The sequence below is a fragment of the Herbaspirillum sp. C7C2 genome (assembly GCF_022627865.1).
GTDB classification, from domain to species: Bacteria; Pseudomonadota; Gammaproteobacteria; order Burkholderiales; family Burkholderiaceae_D; genus Herbaspirillum; species Herbaspirillum frisingense.
Map to the genome: position 1 here is coordinate 343,240 of NZ_JABXGI010000003.1, position 16,880 is coordinate 360,119.

At 64.5% G+C, this 16,880-nt stretch carries 14 protein-coding genes; 3 read left to right on the forward strand and 11 right to left on the reverse strand.

The annotated features are described in order from the left end of the window. Nucleotides 1-99 precede the first annotated feature (99 nt). Nucleotides 100-1,620, reverse strand: coding sequence for an amidase (locus HWE04_RS07490; RefSeq protein WP_241812002.1), 1,521 nt, complete (start codon nt 1,618-1,620; stop codon nt 100-102). A gap of 19 nt (nt 1,621-1,639) precedes the next feature. Further along, the gene (locus HWE04_RS07495; RefSeq protein WP_241812003.1) at nt 1,640-2,854 is read right to left on the reverse strand and encodes an MFS transporter; all 1,215 of its coding nucleotides are present in this window, start codon (nt 2,852-2,854) and stop codon (nt 1,640-1,642) included. Between the two features lie 138 nt (nt 2,855-2,992). Between HWE04_RS07495 and HWE04_RS07500 the strand changes: the two genes are divergently transcribed. After that, complete coding sequence (locus HWE04_RS07500) at nt 2,993-3,916, forward strand: LysR family transcriptional regulator (protein ID WP_241812004.1); 924 nt, start codon at nt 2,993-2,995, stop codon at nt 3,914-3,916. Nucleotides 3,917-4,000: 84 nt separating this feature from the next. Here the strand turns inward: HWE04_RS07500 and HWE04_RS07505 are convergent, their stop codons facing one another. From HWE04_RS07505 to HWE04_RS07545, 9 genes are all read right to left on the reverse strand, one after another. Then, nucleotides 4,001-4,777: a class II aldolase/adducin family protein gene (locus HWE04_RS07505; RefSeq protein WP_234295832.1), complete on the reverse strand. Its 777-nt coding sequence runs from the start codon at nt 4,775-4,777 to the stop codon at nt 4,001-4,003. A gap of 240 nt (nt 4,778-5,017) precedes the next feature. After that, nucleotides 5,018-6,082, reverse strand: a complete 1,065-nt coding sequence (locus HWE04_RS07510; protein WP_241812005.1) for a ketopantoate reductase family protein — start codon at nt 6,080-6,082, stop codon at nt 5,018-5,020. Between the two features lie 22 nt (nt 6,083-6,104). Continuing rightward, nucleotides 6,105-6,854 carry an ABC transporter ATP-binding protein gene (locus tag HWE04_RS07515; protein ID WP_006463238.1) on the reverse strand — a complete coding sequence of 250 codons (750 nt, stop codon included), beginning with the start codon at nt 6,852-6,854 and terminating at the stop codon, nt 6,105-6,107. Beyond that, on the reverse strand, nt 6,844-8,706 hold the full coding sequence (locus HWE04_RS07520) for a branched-chain amino acid ABC transporter ATP-binding protein/permease (RefSeq protein ID WP_241812006.1): 1,863 nt from the start codon (nt 8,704-8,706) through the stop codon (nt 6,844-6,846). Before HWE04_RS07520 ends, HWE04_RS07515 begins: the two co-directional genes overlap by 11 nt. Continuing rightward, entirely contained in the window at nt 8,703-9,737 is a 1,035-nt protein-coding gene (locus tag HWE04_RS07525) for a branched-chain amino acid ABC transporter permease (protein ID WP_102661224.1), read from the reverse strand. Before HWE04_RS07525 ends, HWE04_RS07520 begins: the two co-directional genes overlap by 4 nt. A 344-nt stretch (nt 9,738-10,081) precedes the next feature. Then, a complete protein-coding gene (locus HWE04_RS07530; RefSeq protein WP_006463241.1) occupies nt 10,082-11,245 on the reverse strand; it encodes an ABC transporter substrate-binding protein in 1,164 nt (387 codons plus the stop codon). A 96-nt stretch (nt 11,246-11,341) separates the two neighbouring features. After that, nucleotides 11,342-12,085 carry an SDR family NAD(P)-dependent oxidoreductase gene (locus HWE04_RS07535; protein ID WP_241812007.1) on the reverse strand — a complete coding sequence of 248 codons (744 nt, stop codon included), beginning with the start codon at nt 12,083-12,085 and terminating at the stop codon, nt 11,342-11,344. 2 nt (nt 12,086-12,087) lie between these two features. Then, nucleotides 12,088-12,459, reverse strand: coding sequence for a hypothetical protein (locus HWE04_RS07540; protein ID WP_180670193.1), 372 nt, complete (start codon nt 12,457-12,459; stop codon nt 12,088-12,090). A 74-nt stretch (nt 12,460-12,533) separates the two neighbouring features. Further along, the gene (locus HWE04_RS07545; protein WP_077237751.1) at nt 12,534-13,694 is read right to left on the reverse strand and encodes an acyl-CoA dehydrogenase family protein; all 1,161 of its coding nucleotides are present in this window, start codon (nt 13,692-13,694) and stop codon (nt 12,534-12,536) included. Between the two features lie 154 nt (nt 13,695-13,848). On the opposite strand from HWE04_RS07545, the gene HWE04_RS07550 reads away from it, so the two are divergent. Both HWE04_RS07550 and HWE04_RS07555 read left to right on the forward strand, forming a co-directional pair. After that, on the forward strand, nt 13,849-15,426 hold the full coding sequence (locus HWE04_RS07550; RefSeq protein ID WP_446719213.1) for a PAS domain-containing sensor histidine kinase: 1,578 nt from the start codon (nt 13,849-13,851) through the stop codon (nt 15,424-15,426). 299 nt (nt 15,427-15,725) lie between these two features. Further along, complete coding sequence (locus HWE04_RS07555; RefSeq protein WP_182994192.1) at nt 15,726-16,784, forward strand: porin; 1,059 nt, start codon at nt 15,726-15,728, stop codon at nt 16,782-16,784. The last annotated feature ends 96 nt before the right edge of the window (nt 16,785-16,880 follow it).

A 16,880-nucleotide genomic window follows, 5' to 3' on the forward strand; every position in this document is an offset into this window, starting at 1 on the left:
TCAGAAAGACGCTCACCGTTCGTGCTGGGTAGCGCCTTCGATACGGCCCTGACGGGCCTACTCAGTCCGAACGGTTTCAGATTGATTGGTCACTGCAGCTCAGACGGCAGGGCCACCCGCCGCACCGGCTGCCTGCCCCTCGAAGATAGGCGGATGCGTGACGATGGACTTCAGCGGCGCCTGCACCGTCTTCAGTTGGGCGATATCGGGACGTGGCCGGCGCAGCGCGACGTCGCCGTCGAAGGCCTGCTCCAGCGCCGCCGCACAGCCCAGCAGGCGCGCATCACCCCGGAACGGACCGGTGACCTGCAAGCCGAAGGGCATGCCGCGATGGTCGCGTCCGCACGGCAGCGAGATCGAGGGATTGGTCGCCAGCGTGACCACATAGGTCAGGGCCAGCCAGCGATAGTAATTTTCCAGCGCTACGCCATTGACCTCCTTCAGGTACAGCTCGCTCCAGGGGAAAGGCGAGACCGGCGTGGTCGGCGAGACGATCAGGTCGTAGCGCTCGTAGAGCTGCTGGAAGCGCCGGAAGATACGGGTCTGCTCGCCCTGCGCCCAGGCGCAATCGGACAGGCTCATGGCCGCGCCCATCTCGTAGTTGGCGCGGGTGTTGGGCCCAAGTGACGACGGGTCGCGCCGGTAGGCGGCCTCGAAGCCGGCCACGAAGGCCTCGGCCCGGATCACGTCGAAGGCACGATGCGCTTCGCCCATGTCCACCTGCACCGGCTCGCACACCTTCACCAGACCGGCGATGGCGGCGATCTTGTCGCGGAACACCTGGCGGATGCCGTCATCGACCTCGCACACGCCAAAGTCCTCGGTATAGCCGATCCGCAATTGTGCCAGGTCGATCTCCGGCAAGGCCGCAAACTCGCTGTCGCTGACCGCATAGCCCAGCGGATCGCTGGCATGCAGACCGATGGTGGCGCGCAGTTGCAGCACCGTATCGGCAACATCACGGCCCATGGGACCGACCACCGAGATCGGCGTCCATCCCAGGATCTTGCGCTCGCTTGGCACCAGTCCCGGCGAAGGACGGAAGCCCACCACGCCGCACTTGGCCGCAGGGATGCGCAGCGAGCCGCCGGTATCCGAACCCGAACACAGCGGCAGCAGATCGGCCGCCAGCGCCGCGGCCGAACCACCCGAAGAACCGCCGGCATTCAACAGCGGATTGAACGGGTTGCCGGTGGCGCCCCACACCGTATTGCGGCTATTGGCGCCGGCCCCCATCTCCGGCACGTTGGTCTTGCCTGCGACGATCGCCCCGGCTGCACGCAGGCGTGCCACCAGTGCGTTATCGCGCTCCGGCACATTACCGCGATAGAGCGGCGAGCCGTAGGTGGTCAACAGGCCTGCGGTTTCTTCCAGGTCCTTGATGCCGATCGGCAGACCGTGCAGCAGGCCCAGCGGCAGGCCGTCCATGACGGCCTGCTCGGCGGCGCGTGCTTCGACCCGGGCGCGCTCGAAGCAGGTGGCGGTGACGGCATTGATGTGCGGATTGATGGTCTCGATGCGGGCAATGCAGGCTTCCAGCAATTCAACCGGGGACAATTGCCGGCTGCCGATCAGCCGGCGCAGTTCGACCGCACTCTTTTCAACGATATTCTCTTGCATGCTTTTCCCTTGGTTTGATTCAGGCCGGCTGCATCTGCCCGGCAGTCTTGTTGGTACGGATGAACAGGCTCACCAGCACCGAGAACAGGGCCGCCGCGATCAGGAAGCCGAAGGCGTAGTCATAGTTGGCGAAGGCGCTGACCAGGAAGCCGATCACCAGCGGCGAGATGAAGCCGGCCATCTGACCACCCAGGTTGACCATGCCCACGCCGCTGCCCACCAGTTGCGCCTGCAGCATCTTGGTCGGCAGCGCGATGCAGGTGGCCAGCACGAAGGACTTGAAGAAGTAGGCCAGGCATTGCCAGGCGATGACACCCTCGACCGTGGCCGCGGTGTACATGCAATAGACGAACACCGCCGTCAGCAGGGAACTGGCGATCAGCAGGATCTTCTCGCGGCCGTCGAAGAAGCGCACCATCACCCAGCCACCGATGGCGGTGGACAGGCCGGCCATGATGTAGGGCAAGGGCAGCAGCAGGCCGACCGCCTTCAGGTTCAGGCCGCGCACGGTCATCAGGTAGGTCGGCATCCAGCTGTCCAGGCCCTTGTTGATGATGGACAGGCCAAACCACACCGCCACGATCTGCCACATCAGCGGCATCTGCAGCAGCGCCTTGAAAGCCGCCTTGTTGATGGCCTTGCTGCCCGCCACGCCATGGCGCACCGGACGCACGCAGAACCAGTACACCAGCGCAAATACCAGACCGGCGATGCCAATGGTATGGAACACCGCGCGCCAGCCGAAATGCAGGATCAGCGGCGCAATCAGCAGCGGCGCCAGCATGCTGCCCACATAGTTGGACGATATCAGCAGCGAAGACATCTTGGGCCGTTCCTCGCGGGTGAAATGCTCGGCCACACCCTTCACGCTGGCCGCCGGGAAGGCGCCCTCGCCCATGCCGAACACGAAGCGGATCACCACTAGGCTGGTGATGGACCAGGCCATGCCGGTCACGCCCGTGAAGAGCGACCACAGCAGGATGGAGATGACAATCACCGGGCGCGAACCAAAGCGGTCGGCCAGCCAGCCGCCCGGCAGTTGCAGCAATGAATAACCGAGGAAGAAACTCGACAGCAGCACGCCCAGTTCGGCCGGCTTCAGCTGGAACTCGCCAGCGATCTGCGTGGCCGCGAAGGTGATCGCCGCGCGATCGATGTAGGAGACGCACCAGCCCAGATACAGCAAGACCAGCACCAGGTATTTGTACTTGCCCTTCGTTACTGCAGCATCCATGAAGCATTCCCTTCCGGCATGACGACGGTCGCACGCCGTCGATTCGTGGATTCATCCTAAGCCGGCCCATGGTTTGCCACAAGTACAAGTTTTCGAATAACTGATTGCCGAATCGGCAAACCGATCTACAATCTTGGCATGTCCATCATCCATACCCGCGTGCTGCAGGAGACTGCGGTGCGCTACTTCCTCGAAGTCGTGCGGCGCGGCTCCATCACCGAGGCCGCCAACACGCTCAATGTCGCCTCCTCGGCCATCAGCCGCCAGATTGCACGGCTGGAGGCGGAGCTGGACACGCCCCTGTTCGAGCGCGTTTCACGCGGCATGCGCCCCAATGCCGCCGGCGAATTGCTGGCCGCGCATGCCTTGCGCATGCAGCTGGAGGCCGACCGCATCGGCAATGAACTGGCGGCCCTGAAGGGATTGCGGCGCGGTGAGGTCAAACTGGCCACCACCGAGGGTTTTGCGCTGGAGTTCGTGCCGGCCGCCATCGAACATTTCTGCCGCCAGCACAAGGGCATACGCTTCCAGCTGACGGTGGGCAATGCGGTGCATGTGGCGCAGCAGATCCGCGAAGGCGCGGTCGATCTGGGCCTGACCTTCACCATGGCACCGGACCCCGACATCAAGGTCGAGTTTGCCCAGCGCGCGCCGATCATGGCGGTGATGCGACCGGACCACGAACTGGCCCATCGGCGCCAGGTCACGCTCTCGGAACTGGCGCCCTACCCGCTGGCCATGCCGCAGAAGAACATCACCATGCGCCGCCTGATCGACGCCTGCTGCAGCCGTCGCAACGTGCTGCTGGAACCGACCATGGCGGCCGATTCCATCAGCGCCCTGCTGTGCTTCGTGATGTCGGGTAATGGCATCGGCTTCTCGGCGGCGCTGCCCATCCGCAGGCTGGTGCGCGAGGGACAACTGGTGGCACGACCGATCCGCGACAAGGACATGAACACCCTGCAGCTGGAAATCCAGTCCCTGGCCGGGCGCACCCTGCCCGATGCGGCCAGGGCGTTTCTGAACACCCTGATTGCGCGGGCGGCCAAGGATACCGACTGAGGATACGAAAACGCCGGCCATCGCTGGCCGGCGTCGGATTCTTCTACACGCCCGATTTCTGACAGGTGCTGGATTGGTCGCCGCTCAAGCGACCTGATAAGCCGCCTTCAACATCTTGCGCACGATGGCCTCAAAGAAGATCACCGCAAAGCCGTCATTGCGGATCAGTTGCTGGGTCAGGTCGGCGCACTTCTGGCGTACGCCGTCCGGCAACTGCTGGTCTTCGCCGCTCATGGCACGGCCCGCCACCTGGATTTCGGCGGCGCGCTGCACCGTCCACAGCAGGAAGAAGGCGCGCTCGATATCGCTCTCGCACACTGCCACGCCGTGGTTGCGCAAGACCAGGATGTGCTTCTGGCCCAGGCTTTGCAGCATGCGCTCCTTCTCTTCCGCGAAGAGCGTGATGCCTTCGAACTCGTGATAACCGATGCGGCCGAACAATTGCGCGCCGTAGAAGTCGTTGTGCTCAAAGGCGCTCTTCTTCATGGTCACCGCCGAGATCGGCGTGGTATGCGTGTGGATCACGCAGCGCAGGTCGTCGCGCGCACCGTGGATGGCGCTGTGCAGGGCGAAGCCGGCCGGGTTGGCCTTGTAGTCGGAGGGCTCGGCCAGTTGTCCGTCCAGACCGACCTTCAACAGGTTGGCCGGGGTGACTTCGTTGTAGTTCAGGGCGAAGGGATTTACCAGATAGTGATGTTCCGGCCCCGGTACCCGCACCGAGATGTGGTTGAAGATCATCTCGGTCCAGCCCAGGTAATCGACCAGGCGATAACAGTGGGCCAGCTGGATGCGCAGCGCCCATTCCTGGTCGCTGCAGTGGGCCGGCTTATCTGCGCCGTAGCTGTATTGCATGATATTCATTGATGGAACTCCTTGATCGAAAACGACGTTCTCTGAAAATAGCGAGGACCGTTCGGACTGAGTAGGTCCGCAGGACCGTATCGAAGGCGCGGCCATCGTCAATGCGTCAGTGCGTCTTCGATACGCCGCTGCGCGGCTACTCAGTCCGAACGGTAGCCGGGGGATTCCCGCTCACGCTGAAGCGCCTTCGATACGCCGCTGCGCGGCTACTCGGCCCGGACGGTAGCCGGGGATTCCCGCTCACGCTGCCTTGGCGGCAGGCAGCGGGTTGTTGTCTTGCTGCGCCCTCTGCTGCCGCGCCGCCTCGCCCCGGAACCGCGCCAGCGACACGATGGCGCTGGTGATCGGCATGGGGATGGCAAAACGCTCGGCCATCTCCAGCACAGCATCGCCGATGGCCGCCAGTTCCAGTGGTCGGCCGCGTTCCAGGTCCTGCAGCATGGAAGTGCGGAAGGCGCCCATGGCTTCGCCCAGTTGCAGGAAGGTGAGCGGATCGATATCCACCCGCGCTCCGTAACTGGAGGCCACCAGCAGCGTCTCGCGCATGATCTGGCTGACCACCTCGCGTAGCTCCGGCAGGCCATACAACTGCTCCAGCGTGCCTTGCGTGATGACCGACAGCGGATTGGTACTGATGTTGGCGATGATCTTGGTCCACAGCTTGTCGCGGATGCGGTCGGTGGCGCGGGCCTCGATGCCGGCTGCCTCGACGGCCGCCCTTACCCGCAGCAGGCGCTCGCTCATCTCGCCAGAGGGCTCGCCCAATACCATCAGGTGGGGGTTCACCGAACGGATCACGCCCGGGCTCTCCACCTCGGCCGTGATGAAGAGCACGCTGCCGATCAGTTGTGCCAGCGGCACGGCGCGGGACAGCGCTCCATCCGGATCGACCGCCTTGACGGTCTCGCCATCGAAGCGCCCGCCCTCGCGGTGGAAATACCACCACGGCACACCGTTGTTGGTAGGAATCACCACCGTCTCGCTGCCGACCAGTGGAGCGATCTGCGGCAACAGGGCTGACATGTCCTGACTCTTGGCGCACAAAAAGATCACGTCCTGGATACCGAAGGACGCTTGATCATCGGCCGCCGGACGGGCATGCGCAGTGCCGTGCAGGTCGTGCAGGGTCAGGCCGCCCTCGCGGATGGCCTGCAGCGTCTGGCCACGCGCCAGCACGCTGACCTGGTGGCCGCCCGCCGACAGGCGCACCGCCAGGGTGCCGCCGATGGCGCCGGCACCGGCGATGCAGATACGCAGCGGCGCGGGGGAAGTGGAAACGGGGGTGTCTGCAGGGTCGTTACTCATGGCATGGGCTCAACAAGAATTTTCAACCGGCCAGCTTGTCCTGGTGCTTGCCGGACAAGCCCAGATAAGCCTCGATCACGCGGCGATCATGGGCCAGCTGGCTGGCCGGGCCATGCATGCGGATTTCGCCGTTTTCCAGCACGTAGCCATAGTCGGCCACCTGCAAGGCGGCGCGGGCGTTCTGCTCCACCAGCAGGATGGAAACGCCGCGCCGGCGCAGTTCGGCGATGATGCGGAAGATCTCGCGCACGATCAGTGGCGCCAGTCCCAGGCTGGGTTCATCCAGCATCAGCAGGCGCGGCTTGGCCATCAGGGCCCGGCCTACCGCCAGCATCTGGCGTTCGCCACCGGAGAGCGTGCCGGCGTGCTGGGTGCGCCGTTCACGCAGGCGCGGGAAGAGCGTGTAGACCTCTTCCAGCGTGGCCGCGTGGTCGCGCTGCCCCGTGCGGTAGCGCTGGAAGGCGCCCAGCATGAGGTTGTCCTCGATGTTCATCTCGGCGAAGAGTTCGCGCTTCTCCGGTACCAGGGTCATGCCGGCGGCGACCATGTCTTCCACTTCCGGGGAATGGCGGATCACGCCATCGAAGGCCATCGCCCCGCGCGAGGGCAGCACGCCCATGATGGCCGAAAGCAGCGTGGTCTTGCCGGCGCCATTGGGACCGATGACGGTGACGATCTTGCCCTGCTCCACCGACAGGTCGATGCCGGTCAGGACCTGCACCCGCCCGTAGGCGGCCGACAGGTCGCGGACTTCCAATACCTTATTGCCCATGGTGTGCTCCTGCCGCCAGCGCGGTGTCGGGAATCGCTTCTTCATCGGCCGCGCCCAGATAGGCTTCCAGCACGGCGGGGTTGTTCTGGATTTCTTCGGGCAGGCCTTCGGCGATCTTCTGGCCGAAGTCCATCACCACGATGCGGTCCACCAGCTCCATGACGAAGTCCATGTCGTGTTCCACCAGCAGGATGGCCATGCCCTCGCTGCGCAGCTTGCGCAACAGGTCACCCAGGGCCTGCTTCTCGCCCAGACGCAGGCCGGCAGCCGGCTCATCCAGCAGCAACAGGCATGGGTCGGCGGCCAGGGCACGGGCGATTTCGAGGATGCGTTGCTGGCCCAGCGAGAGCGAGCCGGCCTGCTCGTACATCTGTGCCTTCAGGCCGACGCGTTCGATCTGGCGCGCGGCTTCGGCCAGGATGCGCGCTTCTTCCTGGCGGTCCAGGCGCAGCATAGAGGCCAGCACGCCGCGCTGGCCGCGCAGGTAGGCACCGATGGCCACGTTCTCCAGCACCGTCATGCGCGACATCAGTCGTACGTGCTGGAAGCTGCGGCTCATGCCCAGCCCGGCGATGTGGCGCGAGCCACGGCCGGTCACTTCATGGCCGCGGAACTGCACGCTGCCCGAGGTCGGCGTATCCACGCCGGAAATCTGGTTGAACAGGGTCGACTTGCCGGCGCCATTGGGGCCGATCAGGGCCAGCACTTCACCGGCCATGACCTTCAGGCTCATGTCGTTGTTGGCGACCAGTCCGCCGAACTTGCGGGTGACGTTGCGCACGTCCAGCACCACCTCGTGGGTGGCCGGCATGGCGCGACGCGGCAGCGCCTCGGCCTGGGGATCGATCTGCAGGCGGCGGGTACGCACCGGCACCAGGCGCGCCAGGTAAGGCCAGACGCCATCACGCGAGCGCTGCAGCAGCACCACGATCAGGAGGCCGAAGACGATGGTCTCGAAGTTGCCCGAGCGACCCAGCAGCACCGGCAGGATGCCCTGCAACCATTCCTTGAGGACCACGATCAGGGCCGAGCCCAGCACTGCACCCCACACATGGCTGGCACCACCGAGCACGGCCATGAACAGGTAGTCGATGCCGAAGCCCAGGCCGAACGGCGACGGGTTCACGAAGCGCTGCATGTGCACGTACAGCCAGCCCGAGAGTGCTGCCAGCACCGCCGCAATGACGAACACCACGATGCGCATGCGGGCTGTATTGATGCCCATGGCTTCGGCCATGACGATGCCGCCCTTGAGGGCACGGATGGCGCGACCTTCACGCGAATCCAGCAGGTTGTTCAGGGCCGCCACGCCCAGCAGCACGGCCACCCAGATCAGGCCGAACATGGCGCGGTCCGAGGCCAGCGGTACACCGAACAGGGCGATGAAAGGGATGCCGGACATGCCGGTCTGCCCCCCCATGCTCTCCAGCGTGCCGAAGATGAAATACAGGCTGATACCCCAGGCGATGGTACCCAGCGGCAGATAGTGGCCGGACAGCTTGAGCGTGACGCTGCCCACCGCCAGCGCCAGCAGCGCCGTCAGGACCAGGGCCACCACCAGCGCCACCCAGGGCGATTGCATCCACAGCAGCGCATCAGGCAGCGGCAGCACCTTGGCCGACAACGCAGCCGAGATATAGGCACCCAGGCCGACGAAGGCGGCCTGGCCGAAGCTGGTCAGGCCGGCCACGCCGGTCAGCAGCACCAGTCCCAGCACCACCAGCGAGGCCAGGCCGATGTTGTTGAGCAGGGTCATGTAGAACGGTGGCAGTACGAACGGCGCCACTGCCATCAGGACCACGAAGATCGCCAAAGCAGCCCTGGAAGAGAGGCGGGAGGAAGTCGCTTTCATTCTTCTTCCTCCACATGACGGGTGGAGAGGGAACGCCATAACAGGATGGGGATGATCAGCACGAAGACGATGATTTCCTTGTAGGCGCTGGCCCAGAAGGTGGAGAAGGATTCGATCAGGCCGATGGCCAGCGCGCCCACCGCGGCGACCGGATAGCTGACCAGTCCACCGATGATGGAACCGACGAAGCCCTTGAGGCTGATCAGGAAACCGGAGTCATAGTAGATCGTGGTGATGGGCGCGATCAGCACGCCCGACATCACCCCGATCAAGGAGGCCAGCAGGAACATGGCCTTGCCGGCAAAGACCGGCGAGATGCCCATGAGCCGCGCACCCATGCGATTGAGGGCGGCGGCGCGCAGGGCCTTGCCATACAAGGTGCGTTCGAACATCAGGAACAGGCCCACGATCAGCAGCAGCGACACGCAGATCACCCACAGCGCCTGGCTGGAGAAGCGGAAGCTGCCGACCTCCAGCGCGGCCTCGGTGAAGGGCGCAGTACGCGCACCCTCGGGGCCGAACACCAGCAGCGCCACGCCTACCAGCGCAACGTGGACGGCAATGGAGACGATCAGCAACACCAGCGGCGAAGCGCTGGCGATCGGCTGGAAGGCCATGCGGTACATCAGCGGCCCCATCGGTACCAGCAGCAGCAGAGTCATCAGGACCTGCACCAGCATGGGCAGGGTGGTGAAGTTGACCGACAGCGCCACGCCGGCCACCACGGCCGCATAGACCAGCTTGGCCGGCAGCCACAGGCTGGGGCGGCGACGGCTGCTGCGCCACATGTCGTAGAGATCGAAGACACAGGCGCCCAGGCACATGGCCACCAGCAGCCAGGCCACCGTCAGCGGTTGGCCGTTCTGCATCATGCCCATGGTGAGCGCGCCGAAGGAGACGAATTCGCCCTGCGGTATCAGCAGGATGCGGGTGACGGTGAAGACCAGGACGATGGACAGCGCCAGCAGCGCATAGATGGCGCCGTTGGTGATGCCGTCCTGTCCCAGGAGCGCCACGATTTGGAGATTCATTGCGACTTCCTTGTGGAGCCGGCGCGCTGCGATCCAGCCAGCAACGACGCGCCAGGTTCGGGATACGTGTGGAGGTGGAGAACTCCGCCAGCCGCACTGACAAAGCTCAGTGCACCTGGCGAAATGAGTACATCTTTTTCTTTGAAACCATTTGCTGATCCATCTCACCACCGTTCGGACTGAGTAGGCCCTTTGAGGGCCGTATCGAAGGCGTGCCGACGGCGATGCCGACAGTCCCTGCCCCTGTCCCCTGCCCCCCCCGGCAGGCGGGCCTTCGATACGCGGCGTTGCCGCTACTCAGGACGAACGGTCAGGTGATGCGCAAAAACCTTCAGGGCCGTCTCCTATTTCAACAGGGTCCAGTTGCCGCCCTTGACGGTGATCAGCTCGCGGCCGCGTTCGTCGAAGCCGCTATGGTCGGCCGGGCTCATGTTGTAGACGCCCTGGGTACCCACCACTTCCTTGGTGTTTTCCAATGCATCACGCAGGGCGGCGCGGAATTCCTTGCTGCCCGGCTTGGCCTTCTTGGCGGCCACGGGAATGGCCTTTTCCAGCAGCAGGCCGGCGTCATAGACGTTGGCGCCGAAGGTGGCGGGTACCGTGTTGTACATCTTCTTGTAGGCCTCGATGTACTCGGTGGCGACCTTCTTGGACGGGTTGCTGTCGGCGATCTCCGGCAGCACCAGCATCAGGCTGGCGGCGAGGATGGTGCCTTCCACCTTGTTCTTGCCCAGTTGCAGGAAGGCCGGCAGCGCCGCGCCGTGGGTCTGGTACAGCTTGCCCTTGTAGCCCTGGTCGAACAGCGTGGTCTGCGGCAGCACGGTGGCCGCACCCGGGGCGGCCACCAGCACGGCATCCGGATTGGCGGCGATGATCTTCAGGGTCTGCGCGGTCACCGAGGTGTCGGTGCGCTGGTAGCGCTCGTTGGCGACGATCTTGATGCCATTCTTGCCGGCCAGTTCGGTGAAGACCTTGGCCCAGTTCTCGCCGAAGGGATCGTTGACGGCGATGAAGCCGGCGGTCTTGACCTTGGTCTTGACCATCTGGTCCACCAGGGCCTTGGCGATCAGGTCATCGTTCTGGGTGGTCTTGAAGACCCACTTCTTCGGTTCGGTCATCGGCAGCACCACGGCGGCCGTGCCGACCGGCGCCAGCATCGGTACCCCGGCTTCGGCGACAAACGAGATCACGCCCATGGCATTGGGCGAACCGCTGGGGCCGATGATGGCATCGACGTTGTATTCGGAAATGAGCTTCTTGATTTCGGTGACCGACTTGGTCGGATCACTGGCGTCGTCCAGCGAGATGTACTCGACCTTGAGGTCGCCGATCTTGGTGGGCAGCAGCGGCACCGTGTTCTTCTGCGGAATACCCACCAGCGAGACCGGCCCGGTGGAGGAGGTCACGACCCCGATCTTGACCTGTGCGAAAGCGGGATTGCCGGCGAGGCTGGCGATGGTACCGAAGGCGGCCAGCGCGGCCGTGGCAATCAAGCGTTTGTGCAGCATGTGTTTCTCCCTTGGTGGTTGAGATGATGGCGGGCTTCCCCACTCCGCCATCGATCTGAGGACAGCAATGTGACATCAAAGCAGGGACGACGTCTGTCAACGCATGTACAGACCGCCGTTGATATCGAGGCAGGCACCGGTGGCCGACCCGGCTTCGGGCGAGGCCAGCAGCAGCACCGCATCGGCAATGAAATCCGGTTCGCCCAGGCTCTTGACCGGGATGGTGGCGATGGTCGCAGCCAGTTTGTCGGCCGGGACGATTTCACGCACGATGGGCAGGTCCAGCGGACCAGGCGAGATGGCGTTCACCGTCACGCCAGCCCCGGCCAGCTCGCGTGCAAACACCTTGGTCAGCGTGAGCACGGCGCCCTTGGCGGCCGCATAGTGCGCGCCGGTGGCGGTGCCGCCGTTCTGCCCGGCCAGCGAGGCGATGTTGATGATGCGACCGTAGCCACGCTCGGCGAAGCGCTTGGCGAACACCTGGCATGCAAGAAATGTGCCCTTCATGTTGATGGCGGTGACCTCATCCCACTCCTCGGGAGTGATCTCCATCAGTGCCGCCACGCGCGAGCGGCCGGCATTGTTGACCAGCACCGCCGCGCCGCCCCAGCGCAATTCGATGGCGTCGCAGGCAGCGATGAAGTCGGGCTTGCGCCGCACGTCCAGCGCCAGCGGCATGGCCGTGGCGCCGCTGGCGTCCAGGCTGGCGGCCACGGCCGAGACGTGCTCCAGGTCGATATCCGACAGCGCCACCTTGTAGCCGGCGGCGTGCATCTTGCGGGCGATGCTTTCACCGAGGCCGCGCGCGGCACCGGTGACCAGGGCAATCTTCTTGTCCATGCTCAGGCGCCCTGGATGATCAGTGCACGGCCGACGCGGGCTTCGATCTTGCCGTACTTCCAGAGGCGATGTTCACCCACCATGGTGGTGCGGAACAGGTTGCAGGCGGCCACCACCGTATCCAGATCGACCACGTCGGCCATGATGTAGAAGGTCCAGGGCGCGTCGTCGGACTTGCCGACCATGAGGCGGTCGTCATCCATGGTGCCCAGGACCTTGATGCCGTCCATGGTGGCCAGCGCGGTCATCATCTGGCCATAGGCTTGCCAGACCGGACCGGTATCGGTGGCGGGCAGGTCGAAGAAGTTCTGCGTCACGCCGACGCAGAAGAGGACGCGCAGCGGTTCTTTATCATTGCTTGGGATTTGGCTCATGGAGGCTCCGGGCTGAAAACTTGGCGATCAAAAAATGGCGTGTACGTAACAGGGAACAGGGGCAAGGGTGGGCTTCACAGGAAACCCGGCATCGGCGGCACGCCCAGCGTGACCGCACCGGCACCGTCATAGATGCCCTCGCCCAGGAAGGCGTGCTGCTTCACCACGGCAGCGTCGCGCAGGTAACGCTGCAGGGGATGGTTGCTGTAGATGGCGGTGGTCCCTGCCAGACCGAACATGGCTTGCACCACCTCGTTGCCGACCTTGGCGATCTCTACTGCGGTCAGGCGCAGCAGGCTCACCTGTTCGGGCGTGACGGGGTTGCCGGCGAGGATGGATTCCCACACCTCGCTGGTGGCGTCATACAAGAAGGCGCGCGCCGAACGCAGCCTGGCTTCGGCCTTGGCCACCTCGATGCGCACATACGAACGGTCGGCCAGCTTGGGCGCGCCGGTGATGGCCACGCGGCCACCGGACATCTGGTTGATCTCGTCGATGGCGGCACGGCCCACGCCGAGGTTGACCACCGCCAGCACCTGTGCGGCATAGGCGATGGTGGGATAACGGTACAGCGGCTCATCGATGGTGGGCACGCCGCCACGGATGAAGGTCCACTCTTCCGGCACGAATTGCTGGCTGACCTTGAGGTCGTGGCTGCCGGTGCCGAGCAGGCCCATGACGTCCCAGTTGTCGACGATCTCGACCTGGTCCGGCGGCAGCACCGCGGTGCGCGGCTTGGAGCCGGCCTGGCCGGGGACGGCCGCGCCGATGCCCACGCCCAGCATGTCGGCGCCCTTGCTACCGCTGGCGAACTTCCAGGTGCCGTTGACCATCCAGCCGCCTTCGACCTGGGTCGCCGGCTGGATCGGGAACAGGCCACCAGCAAAGGTCAGGTCGGGGCTGTTGGCGTAGAGCTTGGCCTGGGTGTCCTTGGGAAGGGCCGCCAGATAGACCGAGGCCGAGCCGAAGCTGGCGACCCAGCCGACCGAGCCATCAGCTTCGGAAATACGTTCCACCAGCTGCAGGAAGGCCATCGGCGACATGCCGCTGCCACCGAAGCATTGCGGGGTGGCGGCGCGATAGACACCGACCTTCTTCAACTGCGCGATGAAATCCTTGGGCACGAAACGCTGGGCCGCGAACTCATCGCGGCGTGCGCGGATCTCCGCCAGCAGCGGCGTGAGCGCATCTTCTTCACGGGCCGCCAGCGCGGCCGGTTTCTCCATCACGGACATTGCATTCTCCAGGTGGCTTGCATCAGAATGAAGTCGAGTGTAGGGAGCGGCGTTTCCCGGTTCAATCGGGACCGCTGCAGCTTTTTTAGGGGATGAGGAGAAGGCCGCTAAAGAAAACCCCTAGAGATCACCCCCGATGACCAGCGAGAGACCGATGCCAGACCACCCTGCTCCCATGCCACAGGACGGCGCACAAGACGGCGCACAGAACGCCGCACAGGACGACGCCATCCGCTTCGGCCTGGATGACTTCCGTCGCATGATGGATGCGCTGCCCATGTGCATCATCCTGCATGACGCCCAGACCAAGTCCATCCTCTGGGCCAATCCCTCGGCCTGCAAGGTGCTCGGATTCACCCTGGAAGAGCTGCTGCCGCTGAAGGCGCCGGACATGAGCCGCCAGTCGCACGAATACCGCCGCGAGATCGGCCGCAAGTGGCTGCACGACGCCGTGCTCCACGGCAGCAACATGGTCGAGTGGTGCTATCGCGCCAAGAACGGTGACGAGATCATGTCGGAGGCCATCGCCACCCTGGTGCCGCTGAACGAGCGTGACGTGATCATGGTGCAGTTCCGCGATATCGCCCGCGAGGAACAGATACGGCGCGAGATGAAGAAGCTGGAGAGCCGTCTCAAGGAGTTCATGCAGGACTCCGACGAGGGCGTGGCGGTGCTGCGCGCCGATGGCGGCATCGAATACCTGAGCGATGCCGGGCGCAAGCTGCTGGGGGTGCGACCGGGCCAGAACCCGCCCAAGAATTTTGTCGAGCAGTGCCTGCCGGACTCACGCGATGAACTGCTGGAACTGCTGACCCTGGCGCTGCCGGACGCGATCAGCTTCCCGTTGCGCTACCAGGTGGTGCGCAAGGATGGGCTGGTGCGCTGGCACCATGCGGTATGCCGCTATATCGAGATCGAGAACGACCTCAAGGGCCATCTGCTGCACTTCCGCGACATCACCGAGCAGGTCGAGGCCGAGGAGGCCCGGCGGCGCGACCAGGCCGCGCTGGAATACCTGGCCCGCCACAATGCCATGGGCGAGATGGCCACCGCGATTGCCCACGAACTGTCGCAGCCGCTGGCGGCGATCCGCAACTTCCTCGAAGGTTCGGTACTGCGCCTGCAGCAGAACGAGGCCCTGCGCCCGCATGCCGGGCAGATCGTCTGGGGCCTGGAGAGCGCCGGCCGCCAGGTCGATCATGCCGCCACCATCATCAAGAGCGTGCGCGAATACGTGGTGCGGCTGGAACAAAGCGAAGCCCTGATCGACCTCAACGCGGTGCTGGAGGAAGTACGCTGGTTCATCGAGATGAAGGCCGCCGAGGGCAAGGTGCATCTACAATTCGCGCCCTGCGAGGAGCCACTGATGGTCAGCTGCGAAAAGGTCCTGATCGGCCAGGTGGTCCTGAACCTGGCCTTCAATGCCATCGAAGAAATGGTCGAGTTCCCCGAAGGTGCCAGGCACGTGCGCATCAGTACCCGGCGCAGCGCCGGCAATGCGCTGCTGACGGTGGCCGACGAAGGACGCGGCATCGATGCCGGCCATCGGGAGCGACTGTTCGACGGCTTCTTTTCCTCCAAGGTCAGCGGCAATGGCATCGGCCTGGCGCTGTGCAAGAACATCATTGCCCGCCATCGCGGTGATATCTGGGCGCAACCCGGGGAAGTCGATGGAGAAGTGCGCGGGACGCGCTTCTGTTTCACGCTTCCGTTGGCCGAACACCACAACTAAAGATTCCTTTATGCCCTTCCTCCGACGCGCCGCATTGGTGATCGGGCGCACTCGCATGGGGAGGTCATGCATGAATCGGCCATGAAAGCGGTGTTTCATGCACCGGATTCGAGAGTACACCGCTTATCGGAGCCATGCATGAATCGGGCTTATTCCATCTATCCGGCGCATCAATTTGATCTCGCGCAAAAGCGCTTCCTATGATGGGGGCACATGACGAAATGTCATGCACTCCACCGGTCCTCGTTCAGGGACGAGACCGCGACATCACACAGCAACACCACAGGGAGCCTTGTCACATGAAGAAGAAACTACTGGTCGCCGCCATGCTCGCGGCCGGCACGGGGATGGCGCATGCGCAGAGCAGCGTCTCCATCTACGGCCTGATCGATCTGGGTCTGACCTATTACTCCAACGCGGTCAAGACCGGCGGCGGTGGCGCTTCGCTGCTGCGCATGGATAGCGGCATCGCCCAGGGTAGCCGCATCGGCTTCAAGGGAACCGAAGACCTGGGTGGTGGCCTCAACGCCTTCTTCACCCTGGAAACCGGCTTCGGCGCCGATGACGGCAGCCTGGGCCAGGGCGGCCTGCTGTTCGGTCGCCAGTCCTTCGTCGGCCTGGGCAGCAAGGACTGGGGCTCGGTCAGCGTGGGTCGCCAATACGACTTCATGGCCAACCTCGGTGGCCAGTACGCCATGGGCGCACTGTCGCCGGCCGGTTCCTTCGGCTGGGGCCTGCACGCCGATGCGGCGCACGGCACGGCATTGAACAACCACATCTATGCCGGTGACCGTACCAACAACTCGATCAAGTACAACAGCGCCAAGTTCAGCGGCTTCAGCTTCGGTGCCATGTACGGCTTTGGCGAAGTAGCGGGCGACAATACCGCCAACCGCACCCTGAGCGCCACCGGCCAGTACGACAACGGTCCCTTCAGCAGCGCCCTGGCGTACACCGACATCAAGAACGCCACCGGCACCGCCTCGACCCGCATGTACGGTCTCGGCGCGCGCTACCAGATCGGCGCCTTCACACCCTTCGGCGTGATCACCCAGGTCAAGAACACCGGCACCAATGCCAAGGCCACCACCTATGAACTGGGTACGGTCTATGCATTGACGGCGCTGTGGGACCTGGCGGCTGCCTACCAGTTCCAGAAACGCAACCAGGGCGTGGGCAATGCCCAGGCGCTGGTGGCCACGGTCGACTACAAGATCTCCAAGCGTACCGACCTGTACCTGGGCGCCGTGTATGACCGCGACAAGGGCTACAACGCCTATCCGGTCTTCGGCGGCGGCATCCAGTCCTCGACCGGCAACCAGACCGGCGTGCGACTGGGCATGCGTCATCGCTTCTGAGTCACGCCACGCTATTGATGGCTTGAGGAAGGGAGGGCCGCTGCCGACATCCGGCGGCCCTCCCGCACGCAGGAGAGAACGGCCCGTCGCTCTGGC